Genomic DNA, 24480 nt, shown 5'->3' with positions numbered 1-24480 from the left:
TATACATAAGTATTTAAGAACTTTACAATAGAGATAAGGGGAGAGGGGTTAACACTATAAAAATAAAAAATGGCAAAGCTTTTATAAAGGTATAAACAAGAAGTAAAAGCAGATATTATCATTAAAAGGAAAAATGAAAGGAAGGCATTATGCAAAAACGATCATTGGCAGATTCTATAGGCTGGAAACTAGAAAATAGCTATGCAACATTACCAGAACTATTATTTACATTTATAAATCCAACACCTGTACGTGCACCAAAATTAAATAAACTTAATCATAAATTAGCAGAAACATTAGGACTTAATGGTGCAGCTTTAGAAAGTGAAGCAGGCATCCGTATACTTGCGGGTAACAGCATTCCAGAAGGAGGGTTACCTTTAGCACAAGCTTATGCAGGCCATCAATTTGGTCACTTTACCAAGTTAGGAGATGGACGTGCCCTATTGCTCGGTGAGCAGATCACACCAAATGGTAAACGTGTGGATATTCAGTTAAAAGGTTCAGGGCCAACACCTTATTCTAGAAGAGGAGATGGACGCGCAGCTTTAGGACCTATGCTTAGAGAATATATCATTAGTGAAGCGATGTATGCCCTAGGTATTCCAACGACACGTGCTTTAGCTGTTGTAACCACTGGAGAAAGTGTATGGAGAAGAGAAGAAGAAATTGGAGCTGTCCTTACGCGTGTAGCAGATAGTCATTTGCGTGTAGGTACTTTCCAATACGCAGCCAACTGGGGGACTAAGGAAGAACTTAGGGCTCTTTCTGACTATGCAATAGCAAGACACTATCCAGAGTTTATTCATAATGAAAATCCTTATTTGGCATTTCTTGAAGGGGTTATAAGCCGTCAAGCAAGAACAGTAGCTAGCTGGCAACTTGTAGGTTTTATTCATGGTGTTATGAATACGGACAATATGACCATTAGTGGTGAAACGATTGACTATGGACCTTGTGCCTTTATGGATACGTATAATCTAGCAACTGTATTTAGTTCCATTGATACGGAGGGGCGTTATGCCTATGGCAATCAACCACGTATGGCTGCTTGGGATTTAGCAAGATTTGCAGAAGCTTTATTACCACTTATAGATGAGGAAGAGGATAGAGCCATTAAACAAGCAGAAGAGGCCATTGGGCAATTTGGTAAGCTCTATCAAAAGCATTGGTTAGGCGGTATGAGAAGAAAGTTAGGACTCTTTAATGAAGAGGTAGAAGATTTAGAGCTGATTCAAAAGCTTCTTAGTATGATGCAGCAGTATAAGGCAGACTATACAGGAACTTTTATTGCCTTAACAACAGAGACATTAGAAGATACAGTACTTGGAGGTACCTCTGAATTTGTGGAGTGGTTTAAGCTTTATAAGGCAAGACGCACAAGGCAGCAGAAGACGAAGGAAGAGGTTTATACTTTAATGAAAGAGCATAATCCATCTATTATTCCGCGTAACCACCTAGTAGAAGAAGCCTTAGAGGCAGCTGTCAAAGAGGGAAATTATGAGCCTATGGAACGTTTACTTAAAGTGCTTTCTAAGCCCTATGCTTACTTAGAAGAGCAGAAAAAATATAATAGTTTACCAGGCCCATCAGTCTGTCCTTACCGTACATTTTGTGGGACTTAATTAAGAGGTATTTAGCCATATAGAATAGACGCTTTAGAAATCATTTTATAGAAGAATCTTACATTCTTAAAACATGAAAAGGCTTTATCTGTTATTAAGACCCAGTAACAAATGTATTAAGAGTTCGTGACATTTCCCTTTTTAGAGGCCATTAAGGAAGTGGCTAGGCATACACTACTTATATAAGAGGCCTAATAAAAGGGGGAAAAGTGTATGAAAAAAGGTTCTAAAAAATCTATTATATGGATGCTCGTCGTATCCATGATGGTCATTGTCATGCATGTCTTACCTGTTAAGGCTTATACGCCTGAACAGAAAATAAGTGTAAAGGATTATGTTCAGTACGGAACATACGAGAACAAGCCTATTTTATGGTATGTGCTAGATGAAAGCGAAAAAGGTTTACTACTTTGTCAGGAGGAATTATTAAAACATAGAAAAGGAGAAAAATCTTGGCTAGATGTAGAAGAACTACTCGAACAAGAGGATTTATATATGGGGATGGTAGCGGCCTTTTATCTTGATCCAGATCGTATTATCTTTCAAACAGGAGAAGGAACAAAGAAAAATCCTTATATCCTTTATGAAGAGTGGAAAGATCCTTACATTTTTGTAAATGGTACACAAGTAACCCTACCTGATATAGAACAAGTAGGGGATAAAAATATAGAAGAGCCCAGACCGAGTATTGAAGTAAATGGTGTTCTTCAAGAGATTCATACAATGACTTATGATGAGACAGGTAATAAGTTAACTTATGATCTTAAACAGCCTGTTAAGCAAAAGGATATAGTTACTTTTTCCTATAACTTAGGAGAAGATGCGACCAGTGCTATTGCTAAAAAAGGAACAAATCTTATACTCACAAATCTTTATAGAACAGCTGTTCAAAATACAACAATAGATCAAGGATTTGATCCTATTCGTATTATAAAGCCTTTGCAAGATGAATGGGTAACATTAGGAGAACAGAAAAAACTTACTGTCACAGCAAAGAGTGCAGAAACACTTCATTTTAAATGGTTTAAAGAGGATAAAGTCATTAAAGAAGAGTATCAAAACAGTGTAAAGGGTGAGGTAAGTTCTTCTTACACGATTCCCTCTATTACGCAACAAGATATAGGTAAATATAGCGTAGAAGTAAGTCATGCTTCAGATATGAAAAAGACAGAGTGTGAACTTAAAATGAAGCAGCAATATCAAGTAACTACAGCCACTTATCCTTATGATGCAGGAACGATTAGAGATAATAGTGTTAGACAAGATGGTATTTATTATTTAAATGATATGGCAACTGTTACAGCAAATGGAAAAGGCCGTTATGATTTTGTGAACTGGACTGAAAATGGAAAAGAAGTAAGTAGAGATAGAGCTTATACTTTTAAAGTAACAGATCATAGAAATCTAGTAGCTAACTTTAGATGGGATGAACCAGAATACATTCCCCAGTATACGATTCATGTTAAAATAAATCCTTCTGATGCAGGCACAGTAAGAGGCGATTATACTTACAATAAAGGAGAACATGTAACGCTTAAGGCACGTGCCAGGGATGGTTACGTTTTTGACAGCTGGATGGAAGATGGTGAAGTTGTAAGCCGAAATGAAGAGTATAGCTTTACAGTGAAGCAAGATAGATGGCTTAAAGCGAACTTTGAGCCTGAAGAAAAGAACTTTAAAGAGGAGTGGGAAGGATTAAGTTCTAGACAGCAAAAAGCTATTAAAGAACAGTTTAAAGAGTATCTTCCTTATACAACCTTAGAAGAAGAGTTGACACTTGAACAGTTAGATGAACTGACTAAAGGATATTTTACAAGAAAACAACTAAAAGAAGTTTATAGAGATCTAGATTTATTTGAAGATATTACAGATATAGATTTAGACTGGAAAGTTGTTAACCTTGAAAAAGTAAGAGATGTTTACTTTACAGACTTACCAGTAAGACACTGGGCTTATACGAATATTATAGAACTGGCTAAACGTGGTATTGTAACAGGTTATCCAGATTATACGTTTAAACCTAATAAAGCGCTTACTGTAGCTGATACTTTCACATTCCTTGATCGTATACTTTTAACCCATAATGAATTAGCTATTAGACAGCCAAGAAGTACTGTAGAAAGATGGATAGAGGATGAAGAGAGCTGGGCATTTGAACACGTAGCCTCCATAGGTTCTAAGCTTAGTGAGAAGACACTTAGAACAATAGGGAGCATGGACGATGAATATGTATCTCGAGAGCTCCTTGCACAGGTACTTTATGAAGTAACAGATGGCCAGCTGAAAAAAACAAAACCTTTAGTAGCCTTTACGGATACGTATTATTCAGATTATCAAGATGGGATTAATTATTGTATTCGAACAGGACTTTTAGAAGGTACAACATCTTATACTATGGAACCAACTAAACCTGTAACAAGGGCTGAAATGATGACAATCTTACAAAGGTTAGATAAGGCTTTAAATAAATAAAGGAATAAGAAGAGGTAAAGGAGTTCATAATAAGAGGAGAACATTAAGTTTAAGTCTTTCACCATAGGTAAAGGAACGTATTATGGATAATAAACCTTATAAACAGTCTGAAGAAGAACCACTTATTCCTATACCACTAGCAGCTATGTCTCCTATCCAGAATATTGGGGGTATAGAAAATGCAGTAACAGATAACATGGGTACTGGGCTTGTAGCGTATATGGGATGGAAGATGGCTACAGAAGACGATAAGCAAAATAGGAATCATAAACATGAATAAAAGAGGATGCTGCATAACAATTTGTTTATGCAGTATCCTCTTTTTTAATGAATAGATTATTTTACAAAGCTTGCAATGATTTCATTCACCATTTTGCCATCTGCTTTGCCTTTAAAGAGTGGCATTAAGTTCTTCATAAGAAGACCTTTGTTTGAAGTATCTAATCCTTGCTCAGCAATCGTTTTTTCTACAAGACTTCTTACTTCTTCTTCTGTCATTTGTTTTGGAAGGAATCCAGCAAGTGCATTTAACTTAGCTTGTTCTTCATCAGCAAGGTCAGAGCGATTACCAGCAGTATAAGCTTCAATAGATTCTTTAACTTGTTTAACATGTTTGTTAAGGATAGCAAGTTCTTCAGCTTCGTCTAAATCATGTTTAGATTCTTTAGCAGCTAATTTAATATCAGCAACAACACCACGAAGTGTATCTCTTGTAACGGCATCTTTATTTCGCATAGCATCTTTGACAGCATCATTTAATTTTTCTAATAGCATAGTTCCTTATCCTCCTCAAAAAATATAATTTTTAATAGATGGTTAAATTATAACATAATTTATAGGAAAATATACAGAAAGACTTCTTTAAAAACTGATGAATGAAAGGAAGGCACATAAGAATATTGCATAAGAAGAGCAAGGTTTTGGTATAAGTTTTCTCTATATAGCCTAATTTACTTTCTTAAAAACTATATTATAATAATATTCGAGTGAACAAGAATATAAAATCAATAGAGGTCGAATAATGGGAACACAACTTAAAATAGGGATGAGAACGGTTAAAACATTACTTGCAGTAGGCATCTGCATTATTTCGCTTGCCTATATGGGGGTACCGGATCCATTCTTTGCTTGTATTGCAGCGATTTTCGTCATTCAAGGAGATAAAGATGGTTCTGTGCAGAATGCTAAAAACCGTGTATGGGGGACAGCTTATGGAAGTATTATCTCCAATATTGTTTTATTAGCTTTAAGTTTTTTACCTTATAATGCTTATGTACAGACTATTGCAACGTGCTTAAGTATTTTCTTGCTGATTCAAGTAGCTATCTATTTTAAAAAGCCTATGGCTATTTTTCCAGGATGTATTGTATTATGTGCCATTTTATGTACAACAACAAACATTCAAATGCCACTTTTCTATGGGCTGAAGCGTACACTTTATACTTTATATGGTGCCTTAGTAGGTTTAGGCGTTAATCTTTATGTATGTCCTTATGAAAAGGGAGTAGAGAAAGAAGCAGAAATAGATATTGAAGAATGTTTATAAGTATAGGCATAAAAAAACAATCCACTCGTAGAAAGAGGAGGGATTGTTTTTTTATTAAATAAGACATTTACCTTCCCATTCAGGTGCATTTGGAAGACCTAAAAGGTGTGTTATCGTTGGTGCAATGTCTTTAATATTTGCTGATGAAAACTCATGAGCCTCCGTAAAAGAAGGGCCATGTCCAATGATTGGAATCGTCATATCTTCTGGAATGTCTGCGCCATGTCCACGGTCATGTCCTCCATGATCAGCTGTAATAATGACTTCATAGCCTTCTGGAAGACTCGTTACAAGTTTTTCAATACAAGAAGAAGCATTAGCAACGGCCTCAAAGTAGTTTGGTGTCATCCAACCAAAGTTATGGCCAGCTGCATCCACATAACCTAAATAGAGGAATAGAAAATCTGGATTTTCTTTCTTAATATAGGAAAGCGTAAGATCTGTCATAATTTGCTCGTTTTCTAAAGCTGTTTGGTGGTCATGAGGAATACGTTCATAATGTGAGAAAGCTAAACTACCAGGACGGCTTAAGTCGCGAAGTTCCTCCCAGTTGTAAACCATTGCAGCTTTTTTGCCAAATTTACTCACTATTTCACAAATCCCTTCTATAGGGCGTACAGGGGGCATCCATGTATTCGTGGTAATACCATGTCTGTCCGCATTCACACTGAAGAAAAGAGAAGTGTGACAAGGTAATGTTACAGAAGGCATAATGGTAGAAGCTGAAAATGAATAACTGCTCTTTTGACGTAATGCAGAAAGATAAGGATGGCCACATTCAAGAATGCCATCAGGGCGCATACCGTCTACGAGAATTAAGATAACTTTTGAACTCATGTTATAAATATCCTCCTTTTATACAAAGTTTTTCTTAGCTTAACACAGGTTTAAAAAACGAACAATGGACAATTTTATCAAATACATGGATTATTTAAAAGTTCAACTTATCTACATATTCAAGCAGTAGAATAAAAGTAATTTTTAAGATTTTAATTTAAAAAATAAAGGAGAGAAACCATGTTAATTAGTCTAATCCTTATTATAGTTTCAGATTTAGCTTTTGAGTTTTTATTTGAAAAGCTTAATCAAAGCAAGCTTGAGCCTTTTGAGAAAATTCAAGCTAAAACAAGATATTTATCTAAGAAGAGAGTATGGCAGTGTGGGGCTTTAATGCTTGCCTTAGTCAGTGTATTTTTATTAGGTGTACGAATCAATATGAATAGCCTGATCCTGACTTTCTTATTAGGGCTTACTTTAGCGATTATTAATACTATTTTTGAAAGTACAGTATTTGATCAAATGCGCAATACATTACGTTAAAAAAGAGAGATAAGACGAAATACCCTTTTAGTGAGCACATAATAAAAAAGTAGCCTTATCCTTCGTTCTAAAATAGGCTCACTCCTTTATTTAAAAAGATTTTTCGCTATCTTCTCCTTGTATTACTATTTTTCTAAGGACATGACATACGCCTTAAAGTCCTTTTTAATCTCCGAAGAAGATAGCTCTTTATTCCATCCCATATAAATATGCTTATATCCAATATTATCCTTGATTTTAATTACAGAGATTTTATTTGTATTAATAAGGGGTGTATTTAAAATAATGGCTATGCCTGCTCCAGCTGCTACTAGTCCTGCAAGTACACTGGCTTCATTAGGTTCAGCAAATATTTTGGGAGTATAACCTATAAATTCCGCATAAGAAATCTGCTGGTCATATGATTTACCTTTGTATACAATAAAGTTTTCGTCTTTTAAATCCTTTAAAGCAATTTCTTCTTGACTGGCCAAAGGATGATGTTTCGGAACAATTAACACATACTCCTCCTTCTTTACAAGAACCGTCTCTATTTCAGGATAAGCCTTCAACTCTTCTACGTAATCAAAAAATCCGAAATCCATTTTACCATACTTTAAGTCCTTTAAAATCTCTTCTGTAGACTGATTATTAATATTAAACTTAACTTGTAAATGGTTATGAAAGAAGTTACTGATTAAAAATGGAATAAAGGTTGCCCCAATACAATAAGTCGATGCAATGGCAATCTCCATATCACTACTTCTTTTCATATCCCGAAGCTTTTCTTTACCTCTTTGAATTTCCATTAAAGCAGAATCAGCATATTTTAAAAATGCTTCTCCAAATACACTTAGTTTTATATTTCTTCCTTCTCTTTCAAAAAGGGAAACTTCCAGTTCCTCTTCTAGTTTTGCAATCGCTTTGCTAAGTGCTGGCTGAGTGACCAACAATTGATTAGAAGCGAGTGTAAAATTTCTAGTTTCAGCTATTACTTTAAAATACTCGAGTTGTTGTAGGTTCATTTTATCTCCTTATTCTAATGGATACTTTCAATTTAGTTCTATATATAACTTATGGTTATAAAATTATGATTTATTTTAATTAGACATATCCCTCTATACAATATATAATCTGATTATCTTTTTAATTATAGGTTTTAAAATTATAAATTTATTTTATAGATATGTCAATTTAAATGATCGGAGGTAATCATTATGGATTCTATATTTAGTACATCAGTGACCCAAGTCATCAAGCAAAGGCACTCTGTTAGAAACTATGCGGACAACCCTATTGCTCAAGATATTCTTAAAAAACTAGAAGATTATCTAACTACAGTAGATAATCCTTTCGGACAAAAGATTCGAATTCAACTCATAACAAAGGACAACTCTACCCAAGAATTCAAATTGGGAACCTACGGTGTTATTAAAGGTGCGCGCTACTTTTTAGCAGCAGCCTGTGAAAATACTGACCAAGCATTAATTGCATTAGGATATACCTTAGAAAAAGTTATCTTATACTGCACTTCTTTAGGCTTAGGGACTGTATGGCTAGGTGGTACTTTTAACAAAGGGGAATTTGCAAAAGCAATGCACTTAAAAGAAGATGAAATTTTACCAATAGTTTCTCCTATTGGTTATCAAGGAGGTAAAAAATCTTTCATTGCAACTTTAATAGGTGAAAATACTAACAAACGCAAACCTTATCATGAACTCTTCTTCAATCAAAATTTCAGTACGCCCCTTGCATCAGATGTATCTGATGTGTACTTCGAACCACTCGAAATGCTAAGGATAGCGCCTTCTGCTCTAAACAAACAGCCTTGGCGTGTTGTAAGAGAAGAGTATTTATTACATTTTTACCTAGCCTCTAACAAAGGTCTCACTAAGATTGATATAGGTATTGCACTTTGTCATTTTCACCTAACTGCTATCCAAAATCATATTCAAGGTAAATTCATAACACTTGATGCTTCTAAATACCCACAAAATAAAGACTTTACTTATATTATGTCTTGGACACAATTATTATAGTACAAAGGAGTATATGAAAAATGTTTATAGTAAATAAAGAAACATGCGTTGCTTGTGAAAGCTGTATTAAAGATTGTCCCACTCGTGTTATCTCCCTAAAAGACGGAAAAGCAGATATTAATAATGAAGGCTGTATAAAATGTAGCCACTGCATTGCTATCTGCCCTGTAGATGCGGTTTCAACAAATGACTATAACATGAATGAGGTTATTCGTTACAATAAAGAAACCTTTGCCGTAGAGGCAGATAATCTCTTAAACTTTATCAAATTCAGAAGAAGTGTAAGACGATTCAAAGGCCAAAAAGTTGAAGTGGAGAAAATCCAGAAAATCATTGAAGCAGGACGCTTTACTCAGACTTCGACGAACAGTCAGGATGTTTCTTATATTGTCATTACTGAAAAGCTAAACGAACTAAGAGAATTAGCTTATGAAAGCTTAAAGAAAAAAGGTGAGGCAATACTTGCTAACTTAACGCCTGAGACAGAACACCTTAAAAGATATGCTAATATGTGGATTTACAGCTACAATGCTTACAAACAGGACCCTGTAGCAAATGATAAATTATTCTTTAATGCCCCGCTTGTTATAATGGTGACTTCTCCTACGCCTCTAAATGGTGGATTAGCTTCCTCTAATATGGAACTTATGACAGATGCATTAGGTCTTGGTACCTTCTTTAGCGGCTTTTTAACACATGCTGCTCAGGGCGACAAAGAAATCCTTGATTTACTAGGGCTTAAAGAGAGCAGGCATATCATTTCATGTTTAGTAATCGGCTATCCTGATGTACGCTATCACAGAACAGTTCCTAGACAAGACGCAACTGTCAGCTGGATATAAGAAAAAAGACTCACTCAAGCTACTGTGTGAAGTACTAGATATTCGCCGTTTCACTTTTTATAAATATCGCTGTCATAACAGTTAAGATTTCAATGAGTATCTTATTATCAAACAAATCTTTGATGAGACGGGATGTATGTATGGCTAGCGTAGGTTGAAGAAGGCAATTTTACACCATAAAAAATAGACACGGTTTTTTCCGTGTCTAATAAAAAGGTAGCATTATCTGATCTCAATAAGTTTTATTGCTCTTTTTTTGTTTGTCTCTTTTATTTAGAGAAGTGGCTTATTTTTAAAGAGCAGTATCACGAAGGTAACCACACATATAAGTGATGACTTCTCTAATTCTATAGAGCTCACTCTCTTTGTTACGTGCTCTCCAGATTGCAGTATATTCAGTAAACCAAATTTCAAGTGCAGCGGCAAGTTCGAGTTTAGAAAGTGCAGGGACAGCTTCTTGTGTACCTACTTTATCTTGAATTAAAGTAAGAACAAAAGTATCTATGAGCTGAATAGATTTAGAAGAAATCATAAATTCTTGAAGATCAAAGTGGTTATGACGTATACCTAAAGAGAGTGTAAGAAGTTCTTTTTCCACATCTAAAGCAGTTTGGTAACCCTTTAGGATACGCTCTACATTAAGATTTGAAAGGACTTCTACTTCATCATGTTGGTTATGTTGAAGTTCTTTCCACCTTACAACATCATACCAGCTACAGCCTTGTCGTCCTGATAGCTGATGAAGTAAGCTTACAAGTTTTTCAGAAGTATCGCCATATTCAATACGAGAAATAGCTTTATACAGATCAGTAAAATCTGTTTCCTCTGTCACAGGGTTCCATGAAAGGTGAGCGCCATAAATCATACCTGGCATAGAACTTCCAAATAAGTTGATATGTCCATAATCGCCCCAGTCTGTATTAAGAACACCGATTGCGCCATGGTTTCTACCATACTCAGTCATTCTACGGATATTCTCGAAAGCGTTCCATATAAGATTCATAAGCATGTTCCAGCCACCTACGCCAGGACATACATATTGAGGACGACCTGTTTCAGCAATTTTGCTTACAGCATGGTCACTACAGCCAGAACTATAGTCCCAAGTTAAACAGATTACATCTTTAGGAATTTCATTTAATAATTCTGGATGGTGAAGGATAACATCTCCCCAGAACATAACTTGCTTATTGTGTTTTTTAACACAATTAATAATTTTATTAAGGAAATCCACGTAAAGTCTTCCTGTACCAACTTCGTCAGCTTTAGCTTTACTACGGCCTTTACCAAGGTCAAATGTTTCATCACAGCAGATATTGAATTGATTAGAGCTGAAAAGTGGAATAAAGTCATTAAGCATTTTTTCTACAAGCTTGAAGCTACCTTCTTCAAGTGTATTAAGCGTATGGTGTGCCATACGGTCTATAAAAGAGTAGTCTTTTTTACCTGTAATATCAATCTCACAAAGATGATTGAAAGATTTGCTTTTTAAAATTTCATAGAAATGACCAAATGTAGAAAGAGATGGTACAAGTTCTACATGACGTTTTTGACAGTATTGGTCTAAAAGTAAAATTTCTTCAGCAGTGAGAGGGTCTTTATCTACCCAAACTTCACTAAGTCCAGCAAAAGCAAAGCTGTGTTCTACATAAAGCTGAATTTGATTTAATTTATAGAAAGCTGCACGATCCACTAATGTTTTAAGTGTTTCAAGCGTCGCTACTTTTCCGCGTGTAACATCATGATAGAAGCCACGATTTTCAAAATGTGGTTCATCTTGAATGGTTAAAGCAGGTACTAAAGCGCCAGCTTGACGAATGATTTGACGAAGTGTTTGTACACCATAGAAAATACCAGCACCTGTAGAAGCGTATACAGTAATGGCTTCACTCGTAATGATAAGTTCATAACCTTCTTTGGCATAGCCAGCTTTTTTCACTAACTGAATCGTATGTAGTGTCTCTGCTGCATTAAAGCTTTTACTGATTGCAAGTGTAAAACCTAAATCAGCTTTAATTTCATCTTGAAGAGTAACAGCGGCATTTAAATCATCAAAGTCACAAGTGCCATCTAATAATAGACATGTAGAAGGCTTAATGATAAACTGACCATCTGTTAAAGAAAAGTGTTTTGGTTGTGGTAATAAGTACATGATGTCCTCCTAAAAATTTTATAGTTAAATAATGTTCTTGATAGATTCATTATATAGCGATAAGATAAATAATAAAGTATGCATTTTGCTTTAAATTAACACAATATTGCTCAAGGAGTAGCCTATGAATCCTATTATTTATGAACATCACCGTCATGACGATCCTAAATTTCCTATTATTTTTCACTACGATACTTTAGAGAGTACGCAGGAGAAATTTATTGTACATTATCATGAAAATATTGAAATACTTTACTTTGTAAAAGGAAGTGGCGTTGCTACATGTGGCAGTAACCATGTAGAAGTAAAGGAGGGAGACTTACTTGTAGTCAACTCTAATGAATTGCATTTTATTTATACGACTTCACCTGTATTAGAATATTATTGCTTAATTGTAGATAAGGCATTATGTGAAGGTTTTCAAATGCCGATAGAAGATGTAGTTGTGCAGAATCTTATTGAAGATAGTTTATCTGTGAGTTATATGGAACATATTATAGAAGAGATGGATGCTAGAAGGCCTTATTACAAATCGGCTGTTCAAGGCATGGTTCTTTTATTATTTACTCAGCTTTATCGAAATTATAGTGTCATTAAGAGCCCAGTAATAGCAGACACATGGAATCATAAGATGGAAATAGTTAAGAAGGCCATAGGTTATATTAAAAATCATTTTACAGAGGAGCTTACTATTGATGAAATGTGTAAGCAAGTAGGTTTTAGTAAGTACTATATGTGTCGTATTTTTAAAGAAATTACAGGACAGACCGTTATAGAGTATATTAACTTTTTGCGCTGTGATTATGCGCGAAACTTATTAACTTCTGGTAAGTACAATGTAAAGGAAAGTGCAGAAAAGTGTGGGATTCCTAACTTATCTTATTTCAGTAAAACCTATAAAAAATATATGGGTAAACTTCCATCTAAAGAAAATAGTTAAAGTCCTCTATCTTAAGTATAGAGGACTTTCTTGTTAAAGTTTTACAAAGTATTTTTTTAGGGTTATAAAGATTATAAAAGTAATGATTTCTGTAACAGGTAATACAAGCCATATGCCAGCTTCGCCTAAGTATCTAGGCAGAATAAGAAGGAGAATAAAGATGAGACCAATTCCTCTTAGAAAAGACATGACACTTGAGTAAAAGGATCGCTCTATAGATTGAAAATAATACATAAGTACTGTATTAAAACCTGTAAAAGCAAAAGCGATAAAATATAGATGAATAGCTTTCATACCTTGTGATACGACAGCTGGCTCTGACGAAACAAGACCTTCTATAATAGGTTTTGAAAATAGAGCAAGGAGGAGAAAGGCTAAGAGGCCACTACCTCCCGCTACCCACATAGCAAATTGATAGGCAATATGTACGATTTTAAAGTCTTTTAGGCCATAGTTTAGACTGATAATAGGCTGGCTAGCCTGAGCCATACCACCAAATAGACCTTTGGCAATAAAGCTAATGTTAGAAATAACACTAAAGATCGCAACAGCAGTAGCACCACTTACCTCCATTAAAGCAAGATTAATAAGAAAGATTGTGACGCCTGTAGAAATTTCTAAAATACTTGCCCCTACACCATTTTTAAGCATACGATTATACAGACTTAAATCCCAAAAGTATTTAGTAAAATGGACTGTATTTTTCTTTAATACAAAATGAAAGAGCAAAATGACCATACTGATTGTAAACCCAATAGCTGTAGCTAAACCTGCACCAAAAGTACCAAGGCCCATAGGCATAACGAATACATAGTCTAAAACAATATTGACAATATTCCCCACTACCCCAGCAACCATAACCAGATTAGGGTTTCCATCTCCACGTACAATAACAGTGAGAGCACCTGATAGCATATAAAATAGGACGCCCCATGAAACCGGTTTTAAATAAGCGATTACTTCTTTTAAGATAATAGGATCAGCACCTAAAATAAGTGCAAGTTGCTCAGTAAAGAGAACGCTAATGAGTGTAAAGAAGCTGCCTAAAAGAGCAATGGTTAAAAGTGCCATAGTAAGTAGTTTGTTAGAGGCCTCATGAAGGCCTTGACCTTTGCACACACCTATCGTAATAGAAGTTCCTACACCAATAAGAAGTGCAAGAGCAGAGTAAATTGTAAAGATGGGAAGTGAGATATTTAAAGCTGCCAGGCCATTACTCCCTACACCAAGAGAAACAAATAATACATCAGCTAGGCAGTAGAGGCTATAGGTAACCATCCCGATTACTGTAGGGATAAGATAGCTCACATAGTTTTTCCAAATATTTTTTTTGAGTGAACAAGAACTTTGCATAATAGACTCCTCTAAAATTTATAAAAGTTATACAGACCTATTATAGTGCAATTTAAATTTTACTTCTATAAAAAATTAATAAATTTGAATACATTAACATGGAATTCTATACGTCAAAAAGTTTGATTACCCAGAGGGCAAGGAAAACTCCAAAAAACAGTCTTTCTTTGGAAGAATATTGAGAAAATCTTAGGAAATTAAAAATAAGGTTTAGGCTTTTGGGCCTGAACCTTATTTTTAATAATGAGCTTTACTTGGTAGAAAGGGTTCACAGCTCATAGCAATGCCGGTAGGTGTAATCAGGAGAGGGTTGCTCGGTTTAATCGTTTTAATACCTACTGTTTTTTCAAATACTTTTTCCATACCTTGGAGGCAGCAAGTACCGCCACATAAATAAATGGTATCGACTGTATAACCTTTAATGTGATTTTTAACAATAGTAGCCATTTTTTCAATAACAGCTTTTACACTGCCAAGTACTTCACTTTGATGGATGGGATTTTTTTTGAAGGATTCAGCCTCTTCAACGGAGAGGTGATGGCTACCTGCTAAGACTAAGGTGAGGTGGGTTCCGCCTGTTGGTTCATCTGCCACATAGACTACTTTACCTTCTTTAAAAATAGAAAGTCCCGTAGTGCCACCACCAATGTCTACAACCACACCTTCTGAAATATGGAGTACATTATTTGCAGCAGTAGGTTCATCTAGGATATGGCTCACCTCCATTTCGGCGCCTTCTATAACATGAGAGTGGGTCTTAATGCTAGATTCTGTACCAGGAGGCATAGCAATAGAAGCTTTAAGTAGTGTAACGCCTAATCTTTTCTCAAGTTTCTCCTTAAGTTGTTTAACAATCTGCAGAGCACCTACATAATCTACGATAATTCCGTCTTTAAGAACATGAGCTTCTTGAAGCTCAGAAGCTACAGGGGCATCTTGTTCATTTAAGACGACTATGCCAATATAGGCAGTACCTAGGTCTATACCTACTTTTAATTTTTCACCAGGCGTATAGTGGGTTTGTTTTAAACTTTTTTCTACTTGTTCAATTTGTGATTTAACAGCTTGTTCATCATACATAGTTTTAATTCCTCATCTTTAGATTTCTAGCTTGTGTCTTTATTTTAGTTTAGAAAATAGGCGAGTATATGTATAGGGGCAGAGCAGTTATTCATATAGATAAAGAAGAGGAGGGAGCCTAATGGATAACAAAAAACAATGTATTATTCTTATAGGGCCTATGGGAGTAGGTAAGACAACGATTTCAAAAAAATTAGCAAAGCAACTTGGATTACCCTACATTGATTGTGATGGTATGAGGCATAAATATTATGCCCAAATGTCCGGATATAATAAGAAGTACGTTAGGCAACTGCAAAAAAATAACGAAGCTTTAGCTTATTATCAGTATATGAATCCTTTTGAACTTATGTATATTGAACAAATTCTTAATCAGTATCCTATGGGGATATTTGATTTTGGTGCAGGACATTCTGTGTACGATATAAAAGCGCATAAAGATAAAATGATGATCCTTCTTAGACCTTATCAGTATGTATATATGTTACGTTACTGTGGTGATAAGGAGGAAAGCATACAGGCATTAAGTAGACGTCATAGGTTGCCATATGGCATTAGTAGTGAGTTTTATAACATTATTAATCGCCTTTATATTGAAAGTAACTGTAATATTCGATTAGCTAAATATATAGTAGATACTAAAGGTAAAACTGTACAGCAGGTGGTAGATCAAATAAAAAGACAGCTTTATTAAATGGATTTTATAAGCAGGGAGAAAAAAGAAACGGTCATACTTTATTCATTGAGAGGGGATTATCCCGTAAAAATATGATACAATAAGCCTAGAGACTTAAATCTCTTAGAAAGTAGGTGTTATATGGAACCTAAAAATTATACATCAAAATTAGATACAGTGTATCAGGATGCAAAAAAGCGTACCTTGCTACATATTGATAAGCTTAGACATGCCAAAGAGAGTGAAATCATTGAATCAGATCGTATTTTTCAGTACTTACAGCAGACGATAGACTGTTTACAACTTTGCATAGAACATTTGCCAAAGGAATCTGAAACAAGAATACGTTATGCACAGTATAAAGATGAACTAGGAGAGCTAGGAGAAGAAGTAGTACGTCTGACTAATCCTAATAGATGGTAAGTAGAACCATTATAAAAACTTTGATAGCCTATAGAAAAACCTCATTGTAATTCCTTGTAGAAAAGTATCAAACAACCCTCCTGTTTGATAGAATAAAGTATAAGATTTTTTAGAAAAGTAACGAAGTCAAATCAAATAGGGGGGAAGAGCATGAGTTCTGAAAAGAAAATAATGCGTTTTGTCACAGGTGGAACTTTGATTGGAAGTTTAATAGGTTACTTTTTAGCGTTACCTTATGTAACAGTATGTGGTTTAGTGTGTTTAGCCATTTCGGGAGTAGGTATGATGGTTTCAGAGAGAGATTAAGAAAGGTCTAGGTGTAGTAGCCTAGACCTTTTATAGTGAAATTGTAAAATAAATTAAAGTTTAGGAGAGGGCAATATATGCTTTATGAAGTAGATAGAAATAATAGGGAAAGATTAACACCTTTATTTGCACAGATGCATGATACAATGATTCGTTCCTGTTTAGAAGGACATATGGGTATTGCTAGAGCAGATGATTTAGATGATCCTACAGTAGCACAAATTGTAGTCGGTGATTTTGTATTTTTAGCAGGTGATGTAAAAAGCGAAGCTGCTAGGAAATTGTTAGAATGTATACCTTTAGGCAAGTTGGTCATTGCCCAAAATGAACAGTGGAAGGTTCAAATAGAGGCGCTTTATAAAGAACGCGTGGTTAAAGTAACACGTTATGCCTTTAAACAAGATCCTAAATATTTAAAGTGTGAACGTTTAAAGATATTGATAGGTGGTCTTGTAGAAGAATATGAGCTAAAAAGGATGGAGGGAGATATTTTAAAGAATGCTTCACTTCATGCGCTATCGGAGGATTTTACTGCTCAGTTTGACTCATTGGAAGACTTTGAAAAACGAGGAAGAGGTTACTGCATTTTATATAAGGGGCAAGTAGTATGCGGGGCCTCTAGCTATAGTATTTATAATGGGGGACTAGAAATAGAGGTAGATACACATCCTAGCCACAGGAGAAAAGGATTAGCAACAGTAGCTACTGCTGCTCTTGTATTAGAGTGCCTAGAAGGGGGGATTTATCCTAGTTACGATGCGGCTAACTTAGCGTCTGTAGGCGTAGCTCAAAAATTAGGTTATCAATTAGAAAGACCTTATGATACATATATTATTAATGAGAAGCTGTAGATAGCCCAAAGAGGTTATGGGCAGTTTTTATAACATATAAAATCATTATATGATATAATTAATTATTATAAATAATTATGACCTAGAATAGAAAAGGTGAATAGATGAATCCTATAAAAAAATCAAATCGTACCAGGATATTAGAGTATATCTTTAGAAATGCTCCTGTATCGAGAGCAACTATAGCAGAACAGACAGATATTACGCCTGCTACAGTAACGACAACTACTATGGCCCTAGTGAATGAGGGGATTATTGTAAACTTAGGTGAAGCGGAACAAGTAAGTGATAATACACCAGGGCGAAAAAGGCAGCTTATTGATTTAAATGCGGATTATGCCTATGCAATTGGCATTGAGTTTAATGAAAAAAATATTGCGTTTTGTATAACCAATTTAAGAGGGCACATTATAGATCAAAAAATTGTTTTAACTACTTATAAAGAGGTTAACAATATTACTGCTTTTATTCTTGAAGAGGTGGAAAAGCTCATTCAGCACAATGAAGGAATTTTAGGTAAACTTATAGGGATTGGTATAGGTGTACCGGGCAAAATTAGTCGTAATAAAAAAGAACTTATTACCGATTCGAAAGTATGGGAATCTTTTAATCCTGAGCGTATAAAGGAAAAGTTTGATGTACCTATTATTATGGAGAATAATGTAAGATGCAAGGCGTTTGGGGAGTATTTATTTCGTCCATTGCAGACACCAGAACATTTTTCATTTTTCCATATAGGAATGGGGATGTATTGTGCAAATGTTATTAATGGGGAGTTATTTGAACAAGAGAATTATATATCTGGAGAGATAGGCCATACTATTGTAGAAGTTGATGGGAAGCTTTGTGAATGTGGAAAGTGTGGTTGTTTACAGACTTATGCAAGTGAACGATGGCTTATTAAAGCCGGGAAGTTACTTGTAAAAAATAAAAGCTCATTAATCCTAAACAGTTTAGTAAAAGAAGAAGAGGATGTAACCATTGAGAAGCTTATAAGTGCATATAATCTAGGCGATGAAATTATAAGAGGTTATATCTCAAAAGCTTTAAAATATTTAAGTATGACGGTTTCGAATTTATCGATTGTAATGAATCCTACTAAAATCTTTTTGCACGGACAGCTTTTAGGTAATCAAGAGATTTTAAAAGAATTTCAAACCTATATTGAAAAGGATTTGAACTTTATGGGCAATAATTACTTCGAAAATATAGAAGTGCTCCCTTATGAACCTAATAATGGTGCTGTAGGGGCAAGTGCAAGAATAATCTATACTTACTTTATCAATGAATAAAATAAGGTGTCCTCATTATGAGGACACCTTATTTTTTAGTAAAATTCTTTTATACGATGGAACCAAACGCCAGCAGGGTCATGAGTTGCTTTCATATAATGAGACATTTTTTCTATGTATTCTTTTTTGATATCAGCATAGTCTTCATCATAGCATACGTTATTAAGCTGATAAGGATCTTTCGTAAAATCGTAAAGTTCCCCACGTTCATTTTCATTAAAGGTAAACTGATATTTGTTATCGCGAACCATTCTTTGGCGGGATACATAGAAATGGTTATGGTATTCGCCATAAATTTCTGTTCTACCATTAGTGGAAGATTCACCTGTCATAAGAGGAAGGATACTTTCTCCATCTACAGGTTTAGGAGGATGGGTGCCTGCAAGCTCAAGGAATGTTGGCATAAGTTCTTGAAGGTAAACAAAGCTATCATTATCTTGAGTACCAAGGCCTTTTACTACCATAGGAATTCTATAAATTTCATCATAAGTAAAAGCCCCTTTTTCAATAAGTTTATGAGCACCTAGACAGTCCCCGTGGTCTGCACTGTAAATAATAATGGTATCTTCATAAAGACCTAAAGCTTTAAGTTTCTCTACAATCATGCCTACCATATCATCAATCATAGTGCAGTGGCCATAGTATTTAGCAGCAATATCTGCAAAGCCATCCCAGCCATAATCACCAAGTCCCCACATTTTTTCAGAAAGGTAGTGACCATAAGGTTTATTTTCAAAAGTTTCTTTGTAACTTGGATGCTCTTTAATATCTTTAGGATTATACATAGAGTAATAAGGTTCAGGAACAATACTTGGAGAGTGTGGTCCCCAGAAGTTAGCCCAGATGAAGAATGGTTTATCCTCCGTATTTGCCTTATCAATTAAGCGGTTCGTTTCATGAGCAACGAAATACTCGATAGTACTTTCAACAGGACCTTCATGTTTAGCATACATTTCTTGAATTTGAAGAGCAGGATTATTACCTAAGAAACCATGAGAAACATCAGGAATGTCAAAACCATTTTCTTTTAAATACTCTTCATAGTAGTTTGGTGCATTATCTGGTGGCTGATTAAATTTAAGGCTAGGGAAAACTTGACTACCTGGGAAACCATAACCCATAAAAGGTTTTCCATCAAAGCCACAGTCTTCTGGTGTTTTAGAAGGAGACACATGCCATTTGCCTGCAAAACCGCAGAAGTAACCCTGGTCTTTCATGCACTGACCAAGAAGAGGTGTACCTTCTTTAATATCTGTAAAGTTATCAATGACTCCATGATTATGAGGATAAAGGCCAGTCATGACACTTGCCCGAGCTGGTGCACAAATAGCTGAAGAAGTAAAAGCGTTAGTAAACTTCATACCTTCTGCAGCAAGCGCATCGATATGAGGAGTTTTACATACATCATTCAATCCATAAGCACTAACTGTATCATAGCGCTGTTGGTCTGATAAAATAAGGATTATATTTTTTCTTTTAGACATCTATTCAAATCCTTTCTCTCTATGAAATGGGTAATTAATTATAAAAATAAATTATATATTTACTATAACATTAGAAGAAATCAAATACAATAATATTACGATAATTAATAATTTGTTATGAAAAATAAATAAAAATAATAAAACTAAATGTTTAAAAAATACATGTTATACATTTTTGTATGGGTTTCTATAATAAGGCTTATTAAATAAATAATAAGAAAAAAATTTAGAAAGGGTTTGATAAAAATTATTTTTTAAAAATAATAAAATGGTATTAGAAATAGTGCTCATGAAGCTCTTTTTACATTTGTTAGTCATAGAGTATGTTCTATTACATAAATATCTTAGGTATTTTAGCAGTTGTTGTAGGTTCAAGATGAATACTAAGCGTCAAAGAGAACTTGCAGGGAGAGAAGAAGGAGATTTAGATAAAGTGTGAGATGTTGAGTTCATATAATTTAAGAGAAAAACTTTTAGATTAAAAGAAATAAGCACTACTAAAAGATGAATTTTATATAGTATACTAAGTTGATAATATAAAGGAAGGAATAGTATGTTTTTTTCTTGTATAAATAAACAAAATTTAAAGTGGATTATTTTAGTAGTCATTGTCAGTATATGGATTGCTACATATACTGAAGAAAATTCGGATTTAGAGCAAATAGGCAATATCCTTTTACTTGCAGGGCAAGTGCTAATTGTATTGGGTTTCGGGAAAGAGTAAAAAATAAACATTAAGTTATTTTTTTATAAAATATATCCTTATCATAAACTTAAGGAAAAAAGTTGTAAGAACTATGAATTAAACTTTATGCAGTAAAACAAGTTATTGAACAAGGCAAAACAGCAGATCAGGTAGCTAGAGAATTAGAGGATGCTCAGCAAATACGAAGTCAATAGATTCAAAGTATAATGAAGATTCCTAAGCAGTTTTCTTCAAAAAGGAGTTTTTCATATAATTACTATTATGAAAAAATTTATTTGCACCCATACTAATAAGGAAATCGAGTTTAAAAGGAGATTTTCATATGGCAACTTATACAGGTGTTGTAAAATGGTTTGACAATGAACGTGGTTATGGTTTTATTTCTTGTAATGAAGGAGAAGATGTCTTTGTACATCATACACAAGTAAAGGAAAAAAGTCATAACAAAGATTTACATGAAGGTGAAGCTGTAACTTTTGATACAATTGAAAATGAAAAAGGTCTATCAGCTATTAACGTACAAAAATTTTAGGTTTATAGGATGGAAGGAGCTTACTCATGAATCGTGTACATTATTATGTAACTGGATTACAAAATTCACAGAATAAAACACAGATTAAGAATGCTTTAGATCAAATAGAAGGTGTTCAGATGGTGAATGTAGACTTAGGAAGAGGCTCTATTGAAGTAGGGTATAGTGAGTCTGCAAGTGAATGTGAAATTAAAGATTGTATAGAGCATACAGGTTTTACGATTAAGTCAAATTAAATAGAAGGAAGCCCTCTGTAATCCAAGCACGATTAGAGAGGGCTATTTTTATAGAATAGAAATAGGGTACATACCACTTTCTTATCCTACAAGAAAAAGATTAGACTTTAACTTTATAGGAATTTACTGGTATAATGAAAAGGTATAAAAAGAGAATAGGAATATTAATGGAGGGAAATTATGCAGTACCAAGTTAAAACAGTAACTGAAAAAGTAGATTGGGCACAAATTGAAAGAATAGATATTATGAACTATCCATGGGGAAGTGATTACATGCCTCATACTTCTGCCTGGCTTTATAGGGTTGAAGGAGAAGGCTTTTATTTAAAGATGAGATGTGAAGAAAATGAGCCAAAAGCTGTTTATAAAGAAGCCAATGACCCTGTTTATAAAGATAGCTGTATGGAATTCTTTGCAAACTTCTATCCACAAGATGAAAAAGCAGGCTATATGAACTTTGAAATGAATAGTAATGGAGCTATTTTATGTGAATATGGTCATCCAGGAGATCGTTTTTATTTAAGAGATAAAGGTTTTGACTATCCTAAACCAATTGTTACAAAAGGTGAAGGATACTGGGAAGTAGAACTGATGATACCCGATACACTTATTCAAGCTGTTTATGGACATGACCATATGACTACAAGTGGTAGGATTAAAGGGAACTTCTATAAATGTGGAGATGAAACACATACAGCGCACTATGGTTGCTGGAATCCTATAGAAAATGAATATCCTGCATTCCATAAACCAGAGTTCTTTGGTGAACTTATTTTAGGATAAGAATATAAAAAGCTGACTTCATTAATGAAGCCAGCTTTTTATATATGAGAGAAGGTCTACTTTTATAGCATTTAAGAGAGACCTAAATTTCTAGAGTGGGAGTAATAGGAGGATGAGTTATTTTTTTATGAATACGATTGGAACTCATAACAAGTGTATCATGAGCCTCAATAATCGTAGTACCATTAGGAATAACAATCTTTTCACCACGTTTGATCATAATAACAAGATGGTCAGGAGTAGGTGAAAATTCTGCAATGGTTTTAGAGGTCCACTTGCTATTAGGCTGAATATGGAATTCTGTAAGTTCTAGAGAAACACTGCTTTCAAAAGGCGGTGCACTCAAAATTACGATATCGTCCGGTAAAAGGACGGTGTTTCCATTAGGAATAATGGTTTGACCTTGACGCATAAGCATAACGAGAAGGGTATGAGGTGGCAGTATAAGTTGATGAATAGACTGGTTAGCCCAAGGGTGGTCAGCTGTTAGAATAAGTTCAATAAACTGTACTTGCACTTCTTCTGTATAATCTGTAAAGGTTTTAAGGACATCCGCATGAGGGTCAATCATATGAAGCTTTTTGGCAACGAAAGGGAGTAGTGTGCCTTGAAAAGTAATAGAAAGCAGTACAATACAAAAGACAATATGGAAAAGATCATACTGTGTATAAGCAGGACTAATTGTTGCTAAAATAGCAAATACAATAGAAGATGCCCCCCTAAGACCTGACCAGGATACCAAAAGTTGTTGCATAAGAGGAGCTTTAAAAGGTGTTAGAATAAGTCCTACCGCGAGTGGTCTTGCAATAAACGTTAAAAAGAGCGCAATAGCAAGAGCAGGAAGTAGCACAGAAGGCAGTAATGAAGGAAAAGCAAGAAGTCCTAACAGGAAGAAAATAAGCATTTGCATAAGCCCTGTTATCCCATCGAAGAAATGGACTAAAGCACGTTTGTTAGGAAGTGGACGATTCCCTAAAATAAGACCTACTAAATAAACACTAAGATAGCCATTTCCGCCTACTAAGGAAGGAAGTGCATAAGCTAAAAGTGCAGTTGCTAAGACAAAGGCTGCATCAAAACCTGCTGTTACAAATTGAAAATGATTTAAAATCCATAAAGCAATACAAGCAACCAAAATACCTATAAGTATGCCATATACAACTTGAGCAAACAGCATATACAAGATGGAACCTGTATGTATAGGTTCTAGCATAAGAGATAAAGCAATAAGTGTCAGCATATAAGAGAAGGGGTCGTTACTACCGCTCTCTACTTCTAGCATAGAAGCTGTATGTAATTTAAGATTAAGCCTTTTAGAACGCAATATGGAAAAGACAGAGGCTGCATCGGTAGAACTAATAACTGCGCCTATAAGGAAACTTTCTAATACAGGCATGGCTAAAACGACATGACAGAAAAGTCCTGTTAAAAGGGCAGTTAGTAAAACGCCTAAAGTGGAGAGTAAAATGGATTGTGGTGCAATGCAAATAGCATCTTTTAACCTTGTTCCAAAGCCACCATAAAACATAATAAATATAAGAGATACAGAGCAGATCTGCTCTGCAAAAGAATAATTTTCAAATGGAATTTTAACAAAACCATCGGAACCAAAGAACATGCCTAGCAAGATAAAAATAAGAAGTGTAGGGATGCCCCATCTACTTGAAAGTTTGTTGAAAGCAATACACGAGATGATAACCACAGAAGTCACTAGAAGAGTAAGTGCCATAAGATTCCTCCTTTGAAAATAGCCTTTTAGTATATCCCTATGCTATGAGGGGTATAAATAGGCGTAGTTTTTAGAAAAGCTTATTTAAAAAATAAGTTATTTTATGTTATGATA

25 protein-coding genes are annotated in these 24480 nt (G+C 34.7%); 17 read left to right on the top strand and 8 right to left on the bottom strand.

Annotation, left to right across the window (positions count from 1 at the left end; translation table 11 throughout):
* Positions 1-149 precede the first annotated feature (149 nt).
* The 3 genes from ACLTBU_RS08095 to ACLTBU_RS08085 all read left to right on the top strand — a co-directional run bounded on the left by ACLTBU_RS08095 (position 150) and on the right by ACLTBU_RS08085 (position 4377).
* On the top strand, positions 150-1625 hold the full coding sequence (locus ACLTBU_RS08095; RefSeq protein ID WP_412218494.1) for a protein adenylyltransferase SelO: 1476 nt from the start codon (positions 150-152) through the stop codon (positions 1623-1625).
* Positions 1626-1838: 213 nt separating this feature from the next.
* Entirely contained in the window at positions 1839-4097 is a 2259-nt protein-coding gene (locus ACLTBU_RS08090) for an InlB B-repeat-containing protein (protein ID WP_412218492.1), read from the top strand.
* Between the two features lie 82 nt (positions 4098-4179).
* Positions 4180-4377, top strand: coding sequence for a hypothetical protein (locus ACLTBU_RS08085; protein WP_337530126.1), 198 nt, complete (start codon positions 4180-4182; stop codon positions 4375-4377).
* 56 nt (positions 4378-4433) lie between these two features.
* On the opposite strand, the gene ACLTBU_RS08080 is transcribed toward ACLTBU_RS08085, so the two are convergent.
* Positions 4434-4871, bottom strand: a complete 438-nt coding sequence (locus ACLTBU_RS08080; protein ID WP_177668412.1) for a GatB/YqeY domain-containing protein — start codon at positions 4869-4871, stop codon at positions 4434-4436.
* Positions 4872-5118: 247 nt separating this feature from the next.
* Between ACLTBU_RS08080 and ACLTBU_RS08075 the strand changes: the two genes are divergently transcribed.
* Positions 5119-5643, top strand: coding sequence for an FUSC family protein (locus tag ACLTBU_RS08075; protein ID WP_177668413.1), 525 nt, complete (start codon positions 5119-5121; stop codon positions 5641-5643).
* Positions 5644-5697: 54 nt separating this feature from the next.
* On the opposite strand, the gene ACLTBU_RS08070 is transcribed toward ACLTBU_RS08075, so the two are convergent.
* On the bottom strand, positions 5698-6480 hold the full coding sequence (locus tag ACLTBU_RS08070) for an alkaline phosphatase family protein (protein ID WP_177668414.1): 783 nt from the start codon (positions 6478-6480) through the stop codon (positions 5698-5700).
* Positions 6481-6660: 180 nt separating this feature from the next.
* Here ACLTBU_RS08070 and ACLTBU_RS08065 point away from each other — a divergent pair, with 180 nt between their 5' ends.
* Complete coding sequence (locus ACLTBU_RS08065) at positions 6661-6963, top strand: hypothetical protein (protein WP_249332698.1); 303 nt, start codon at positions 6661-6663, stop codon at positions 6961-6963.
* Positions 6964-7088: 125 nt separating this feature from the next.
* Here ACLTBU_RS08065 and ACLTBU_RS08060 read toward each other — a convergent pair whose 3' ends face one another.
* Complete coding sequence (locus ACLTBU_RS08060) at positions 7089-7967, bottom strand: LysR family transcriptional regulator (RefSeq protein WP_412218489.1); 879 nt, start codon at positions 7965-7967, stop codon at positions 7089-7091.
* A 192-nt stretch (positions 7968-8159) separates the two neighbouring features.
* Between ACLTBU_RS08060 and ACLTBU_RS08055 the strand changes: the two genes are divergently transcribed.
* A complete protein-coding gene (locus tag ACLTBU_RS08055) occupies positions 8160-8981 on the top strand; it encodes a nitroreductase family protein (RefSeq protein ID WP_249332701.1) in 822 nt (273 codons plus the stop codon).
* Between the two features lie 20 nt (positions 8982-9001).
* Positions 9002-9823 carry a nitroreductase family protein gene (locus ACLTBU_RS08050; protein ID WP_249332702.1) on the top strand — a complete coding sequence of 274 codons (822 nt, stop codon included), beginning with the start codon at positions 9002-9004 and terminating at the stop codon, positions 9821-9823.
* A 292-nt stretch (positions 9824-10115) separates the two neighbouring features.
* Here the strand turns inward: ACLTBU_RS08050 and ACLTBU_RS08045 are convergent, their stop codons facing one another.
* On the bottom strand, positions 10116-11975 hold the full coding sequence (locus ACLTBU_RS08045) for a glycoside hydrolase family 20 zincin-like fold domain-containing protein (protein ID WP_249332703.1): 1860 nt from the start codon (positions 11973-11975) through the stop codon (positions 10116-10118).
* Positions 11976-12099: 124 nt separating this feature from the next.
* Here ACLTBU_RS08045 and ACLTBU_RS08040 point away from each other — a divergent pair, with 124 nt between their 5' ends.
* On the top strand, positions 12100-12915 hold the full coding sequence (locus ACLTBU_RS08040) for an AraC family transcriptional regulator (RefSeq protein WP_249332704.1): 816 nt from the start codon (positions 12100-12102) through the stop codon (positions 12913-12915).
* Between the two features lie 33 nt (positions 12916-12948).
* Here ACLTBU_RS08040 and ACLTBU_RS08035 read toward each other — a convergent pair whose 3' ends face one another.
* Positions 12949-14268: an MATE family efflux transporter gene (locus tag ACLTBU_RS08035; protein ID WP_412218488.1), complete on the bottom strand. Its 1320-nt coding sequence runs from the start codon at positions 14266-14268 to the stop codon at positions 12949-12951.
* Between the two features lie 237 nt (positions 14269-14505).
* Positions 14506-15348, bottom strand: a complete 843-nt coding sequence (gene eutJ, locus ACLTBU_RS08030) for an ethanolamine utilization protein EutJ (protein ID WP_412218486.1) — start codon at positions 15346-15348, stop codon at positions 14506-14508.
* Positions 15349-15469: 121 nt separating this feature from the next.
* Here eutJ and ACLTBU_RS08025 point away from each other — a divergent pair, with 121 nt between their 5' ends.
* From ACLTBU_RS08025 to ACLTBU_RS08005, 5 genes are all read left to right on the top strand, one after another.
* Positions 15470-16042, top strand: coding sequence for a shikimate kinase (locus ACLTBU_RS08025; protein ID WP_412218485.1), 573 nt, complete (start codon positions 15470-15472; stop codon positions 16040-16042).
* Between the two features lie 123 nt (positions 16043-16165).
* The gene (locus tag ACLTBU_RS08020) at positions 16166-16447 is read left to right on the top strand and encodes a hypothetical protein (RefSeq protein ID WP_249332708.1); all 282 of its coding nucleotides are present in this window, start codon (positions 16166-16168) and stop codon (positions 16445-16447) included.
* A gap of 150 nt (positions 16448-16597) precedes the next feature.
* On the top strand, positions 16598-16753 hold the full coding sequence (locus ACLTBU_RS08015) for a hypothetical protein (protein WP_249332709.1): 156 nt from the start codon (positions 16598-16600) through the stop codon (positions 16751-16753).
* Between the two features lie 77 nt (positions 16754-16830).
* Complete coding sequence (locus ACLTBU_RS08010) at positions 16831-17604, top strand: GNAT family N-acetyltransferase (RefSeq protein ID WP_412218482.1); 774 nt, start codon at positions 16831-16833, stop codon at positions 17602-17604.
* Positions 17605-17708: 104 nt separating this feature from the next.
* Positions 17709-18896, top strand: a complete 1188-nt coding sequence (locus tag ACLTBU_RS08005; RefSeq protein ID WP_177672293.1) for an ROK family protein — start codon at positions 17709-17711, stop codon at positions 18894-18896.
* A 35-nt stretch (positions 18897-18931) separates the two neighbouring features.
* On the opposite strand, the gene ACLTBU_RS08000 is transcribed toward ACLTBU_RS08005, so the two are convergent.
* Entirely contained in the window at positions 18932-20380 is a 1449-nt protein-coding gene (locus tag ACLTBU_RS08000; RefSeq protein ID WP_177672292.1) for a sulfatase-like hydrolase/transferase, read from the bottom strand.
* 553 nt (positions 20381-20933) lie between these two features.
* Here ACLTBU_RS08000 and ACLTBU_RS07995 point away from each other — a divergent pair.
* The 4 genes from ACLTBU_RS07995 to ACLTBU_RS07980 all read left to right on the top strand — a co-directional run bounded on the left by ACLTBU_RS07995 (position 20934) and on the right by ACLTBU_RS07980 (position 22637).
* The gene (locus ACLTBU_RS07995; protein WP_177672291.1) at positions 20934-21104 is read left to right on the top strand and encodes a hypothetical protein; all 171 of its coding nucleotides are present in this window, start codon (positions 20934-20936) and stop codon (positions 21102-21104) included.
* Positions 21105-21408: 304 nt separating this feature from the next.
* Complete coding sequence (locus tag ACLTBU_RS07990) at positions 21409-21618, top strand: cold-shock protein (RefSeq protein ID WP_177672290.1); 210 nt, start codon at positions 21409-21411, stop codon at positions 21616-21618.
* 26 nt (positions 21619-21644) lie between these two features.
* Positions 21645-21854 (top strand): heavy-metal-associated domain-containing protein, encoded by a 210-nt coding sequence (locus ACLTBU_RS07985; protein ID WP_177672289.1) that lies wholly within the window; start codon positions 21645-21647, stop codon positions 21852-21854.
* A 180-nt stretch (positions 21855-22034) separates the two neighbouring features.
* Positions 22035-22637 (top strand): carbohydrate-binding family 9-like protein, encoded by a 603-nt coding sequence (locus ACLTBU_RS07980; RefSeq protein WP_412218479.1) that lies wholly within the window; start codon positions 22035-22037, stop codon positions 22635-22637.
* A gap of 82 nt (positions 22638-22719) precedes the next feature.
* On the opposite strand, the gene ACLTBU_RS07975 is transcribed toward ACLTBU_RS07980, so the two are convergent.
* Complete coding sequence (locus tag ACLTBU_RS07975; protein WP_412218477.1) at positions 22720-24366, bottom strand: potassium/proton antiporter; 1647 nt, start codon at positions 24364-24366, stop codon at positions 22720-22722.
* Positions 24367-24480: the final 114 nt, after the last annotated feature.

Origin of the sequence: Zhenhengia sp., assembly GCF_046966505.1 — a bacterium.
Taxonomy (GTDB): Bacteria; Bacillota; Clostridia; order Lachnospirales; family Cellulosilyticaceae; genus Zhenhengia; species Zhenhengia yiwuensis.
Note: the sequence above shows the minus strand (reverse complement) of the source record. Positions and strands in the feature narration are given on the sequence as shown.

Bases quoted from the DNA above. Each gene is read 5' to 3' on its own strand.
- ACLTBU_RS08095 (WP_412218494.1), top strand. From the start codon at position 150: ATGCAAAAACGATCATTGGCAGATTCTATAGGCTGGAAACTAGAAAAT.
- ACLTBU_RS08090 (WP_412218492.1), top strand. From the start codon at position 1,839: ATGAAAAAAGGTTCTAAAAAATCTATTATATGGATGCTCGTCGTATCC.
- ACLTBU_RS08085 (WP_337530126.1), top strand. From the start codon at position 4,180: ATGGATAATAAACCTTATAAACAGTCTGAAGAAGAACCACTTATTCCT.
- ACLTBU_RS08080 (WP_177668412.1), bottom strand. From the start codon at position 4,871: ATGCTATTAGAAAAATTAAATGATGCTGTCAAAGATGCTATGCGAAAT.
- ACLTBU_RS08075 (WP_177668413.1), top strand. From the start codon at position 5,119: ATGGGAACACAACTTAAAATAGGGATGAGAACGGTTAAAACATTACTT.
- ACLTBU_RS08070 (WP_177668414.1), bottom strand. From the start codon at position 6,480: ATGAGTTCAAAAGTTATCTTAATTCTCGTAGACGGTATGCGCCCTGAT.
- ACLTBU_RS08065 (WP_249332698.1), top strand. From the start codon at position 6,661: ATGTTAATTAGTCTAATCCTTATTATAGTTTCAGATTTAGCTTTTGAG.
- ACLTBU_RS08060 (WP_412218489.1), bottom strand. From the start codon at position 7,967: ATGAACCTACAACAACTCGAGTATTTTAAAGTAATAGCTGAAACTAGA.
- ACLTBU_RS08055 (WP_249332701.1), top strand. From the start codon at position 8,160: ATGGATTCTATATTTAGTACATCAGTGACCCAAGTCATCAAGCAAAGG.
- ACLTBU_RS08050 (WP_249332702.1), top strand. From the start codon at position 9,002: ATGTTTATAGTAAATAAAGAAACATGCGTTGCTTGTGAAAGCTGTATT.
- ACLTBU_RS08045 (WP_249332703.1), bottom strand. From the start codon at position 11,975: ATGTACTTATTACCACAACCAAAACACTTTTCTTTAACAGATGGTCAG.
- ACLTBU_RS08040 (WP_249332704.1), top strand. From the start codon at position 12,100: ATGAATCCTATTATTTATGAACATCACCGTCATGACGATCCTAAATTT.
- ACLTBU_RS08035 (WP_412218488.1), bottom strand. From the start codon at position 14,268: ATGCAAAGTTCTTGTTCACTCAAAAAAAATATTTGGAAAAACTATGTG.
- eutJ (WP_412218486.1), bottom strand. From the start codon at position 15,348: ATGTATGATGAACAAGCTGTTAAATCACAAATTGAACAAGTAGAAAAA.
- ACLTBU_RS08025 (WP_412218485.1), top strand. From the start codon at position 15,470: ATGGATAACAAAAAACAATGTATTATTCTTATAGGGCCTATGGGAGTA.
- ACLTBU_RS08020 (WP_249332708.1), top strand. From the start codon at position 16,166: ATGGAACCTAAAAATTATACATCAAAATTAGATACAGTGTATCAGGAT.
- ACLTBU_RS08015 (WP_249332709.1), top strand. From the start codon at position 16,598: ATGAGTTCTGAAAAGAAAATAATGCGTTTTGTCACAGGTGGAACTTTG.
- ACLTBU_RS08010 (WP_412218482.1), top strand. From the start codon at position 16,831: ATGCTTTATGAAGTAGATAGAAATAATAGGGAAAGATTAACACCTTTA.
- ACLTBU_RS08005 (WP_177672293.1), top strand. From the start codon at position 17,709: ATGAATCCTATAAAAAAATCAAATCGTACCAGGATATTAGAGTATATC.
- ACLTBU_RS08000 (WP_177672292.1), bottom strand. From the start codon at position 20,380: ATGTCTAAAAGAAAAAATATAATCCTTATTTTATCAGACCAACAGCGC.
- ACLTBU_RS07995 (WP_177672291.1), top strand. From the start codon at position 20,934: ATGTTTTTTTCTTGTATAAATAAACAAAATTTAAAGTGGATTATTTTA.
- ACLTBU_RS07990 (WP_177672290.1), top strand. From the start codon at position 21,409: ATGGCAACTTATACAGGTGTTGTAAAATGGTTTGACAATGAACGTGGT.
- ACLTBU_RS07985 (WP_177672289.1), top strand. From the start codon at position 21,645: ATGAATCGTGTACATTATTATGTAACTGGATTACAAAATTCACAGAAT.
- ACLTBU_RS07980 (WP_412218479.1), top strand. From the start codon at position 22,035: ATGCAGTACCAAGTTAAAACAGTAACTGAAAAAGTAGATTGGGCACAA.
- ACLTBU_RS07975 (WP_412218477.1), bottom strand. From the start codon at position 24,366: ATGGCACTTACTCTTCTAGTGACTTCTGTGGTTATCATCTCGTGTATT.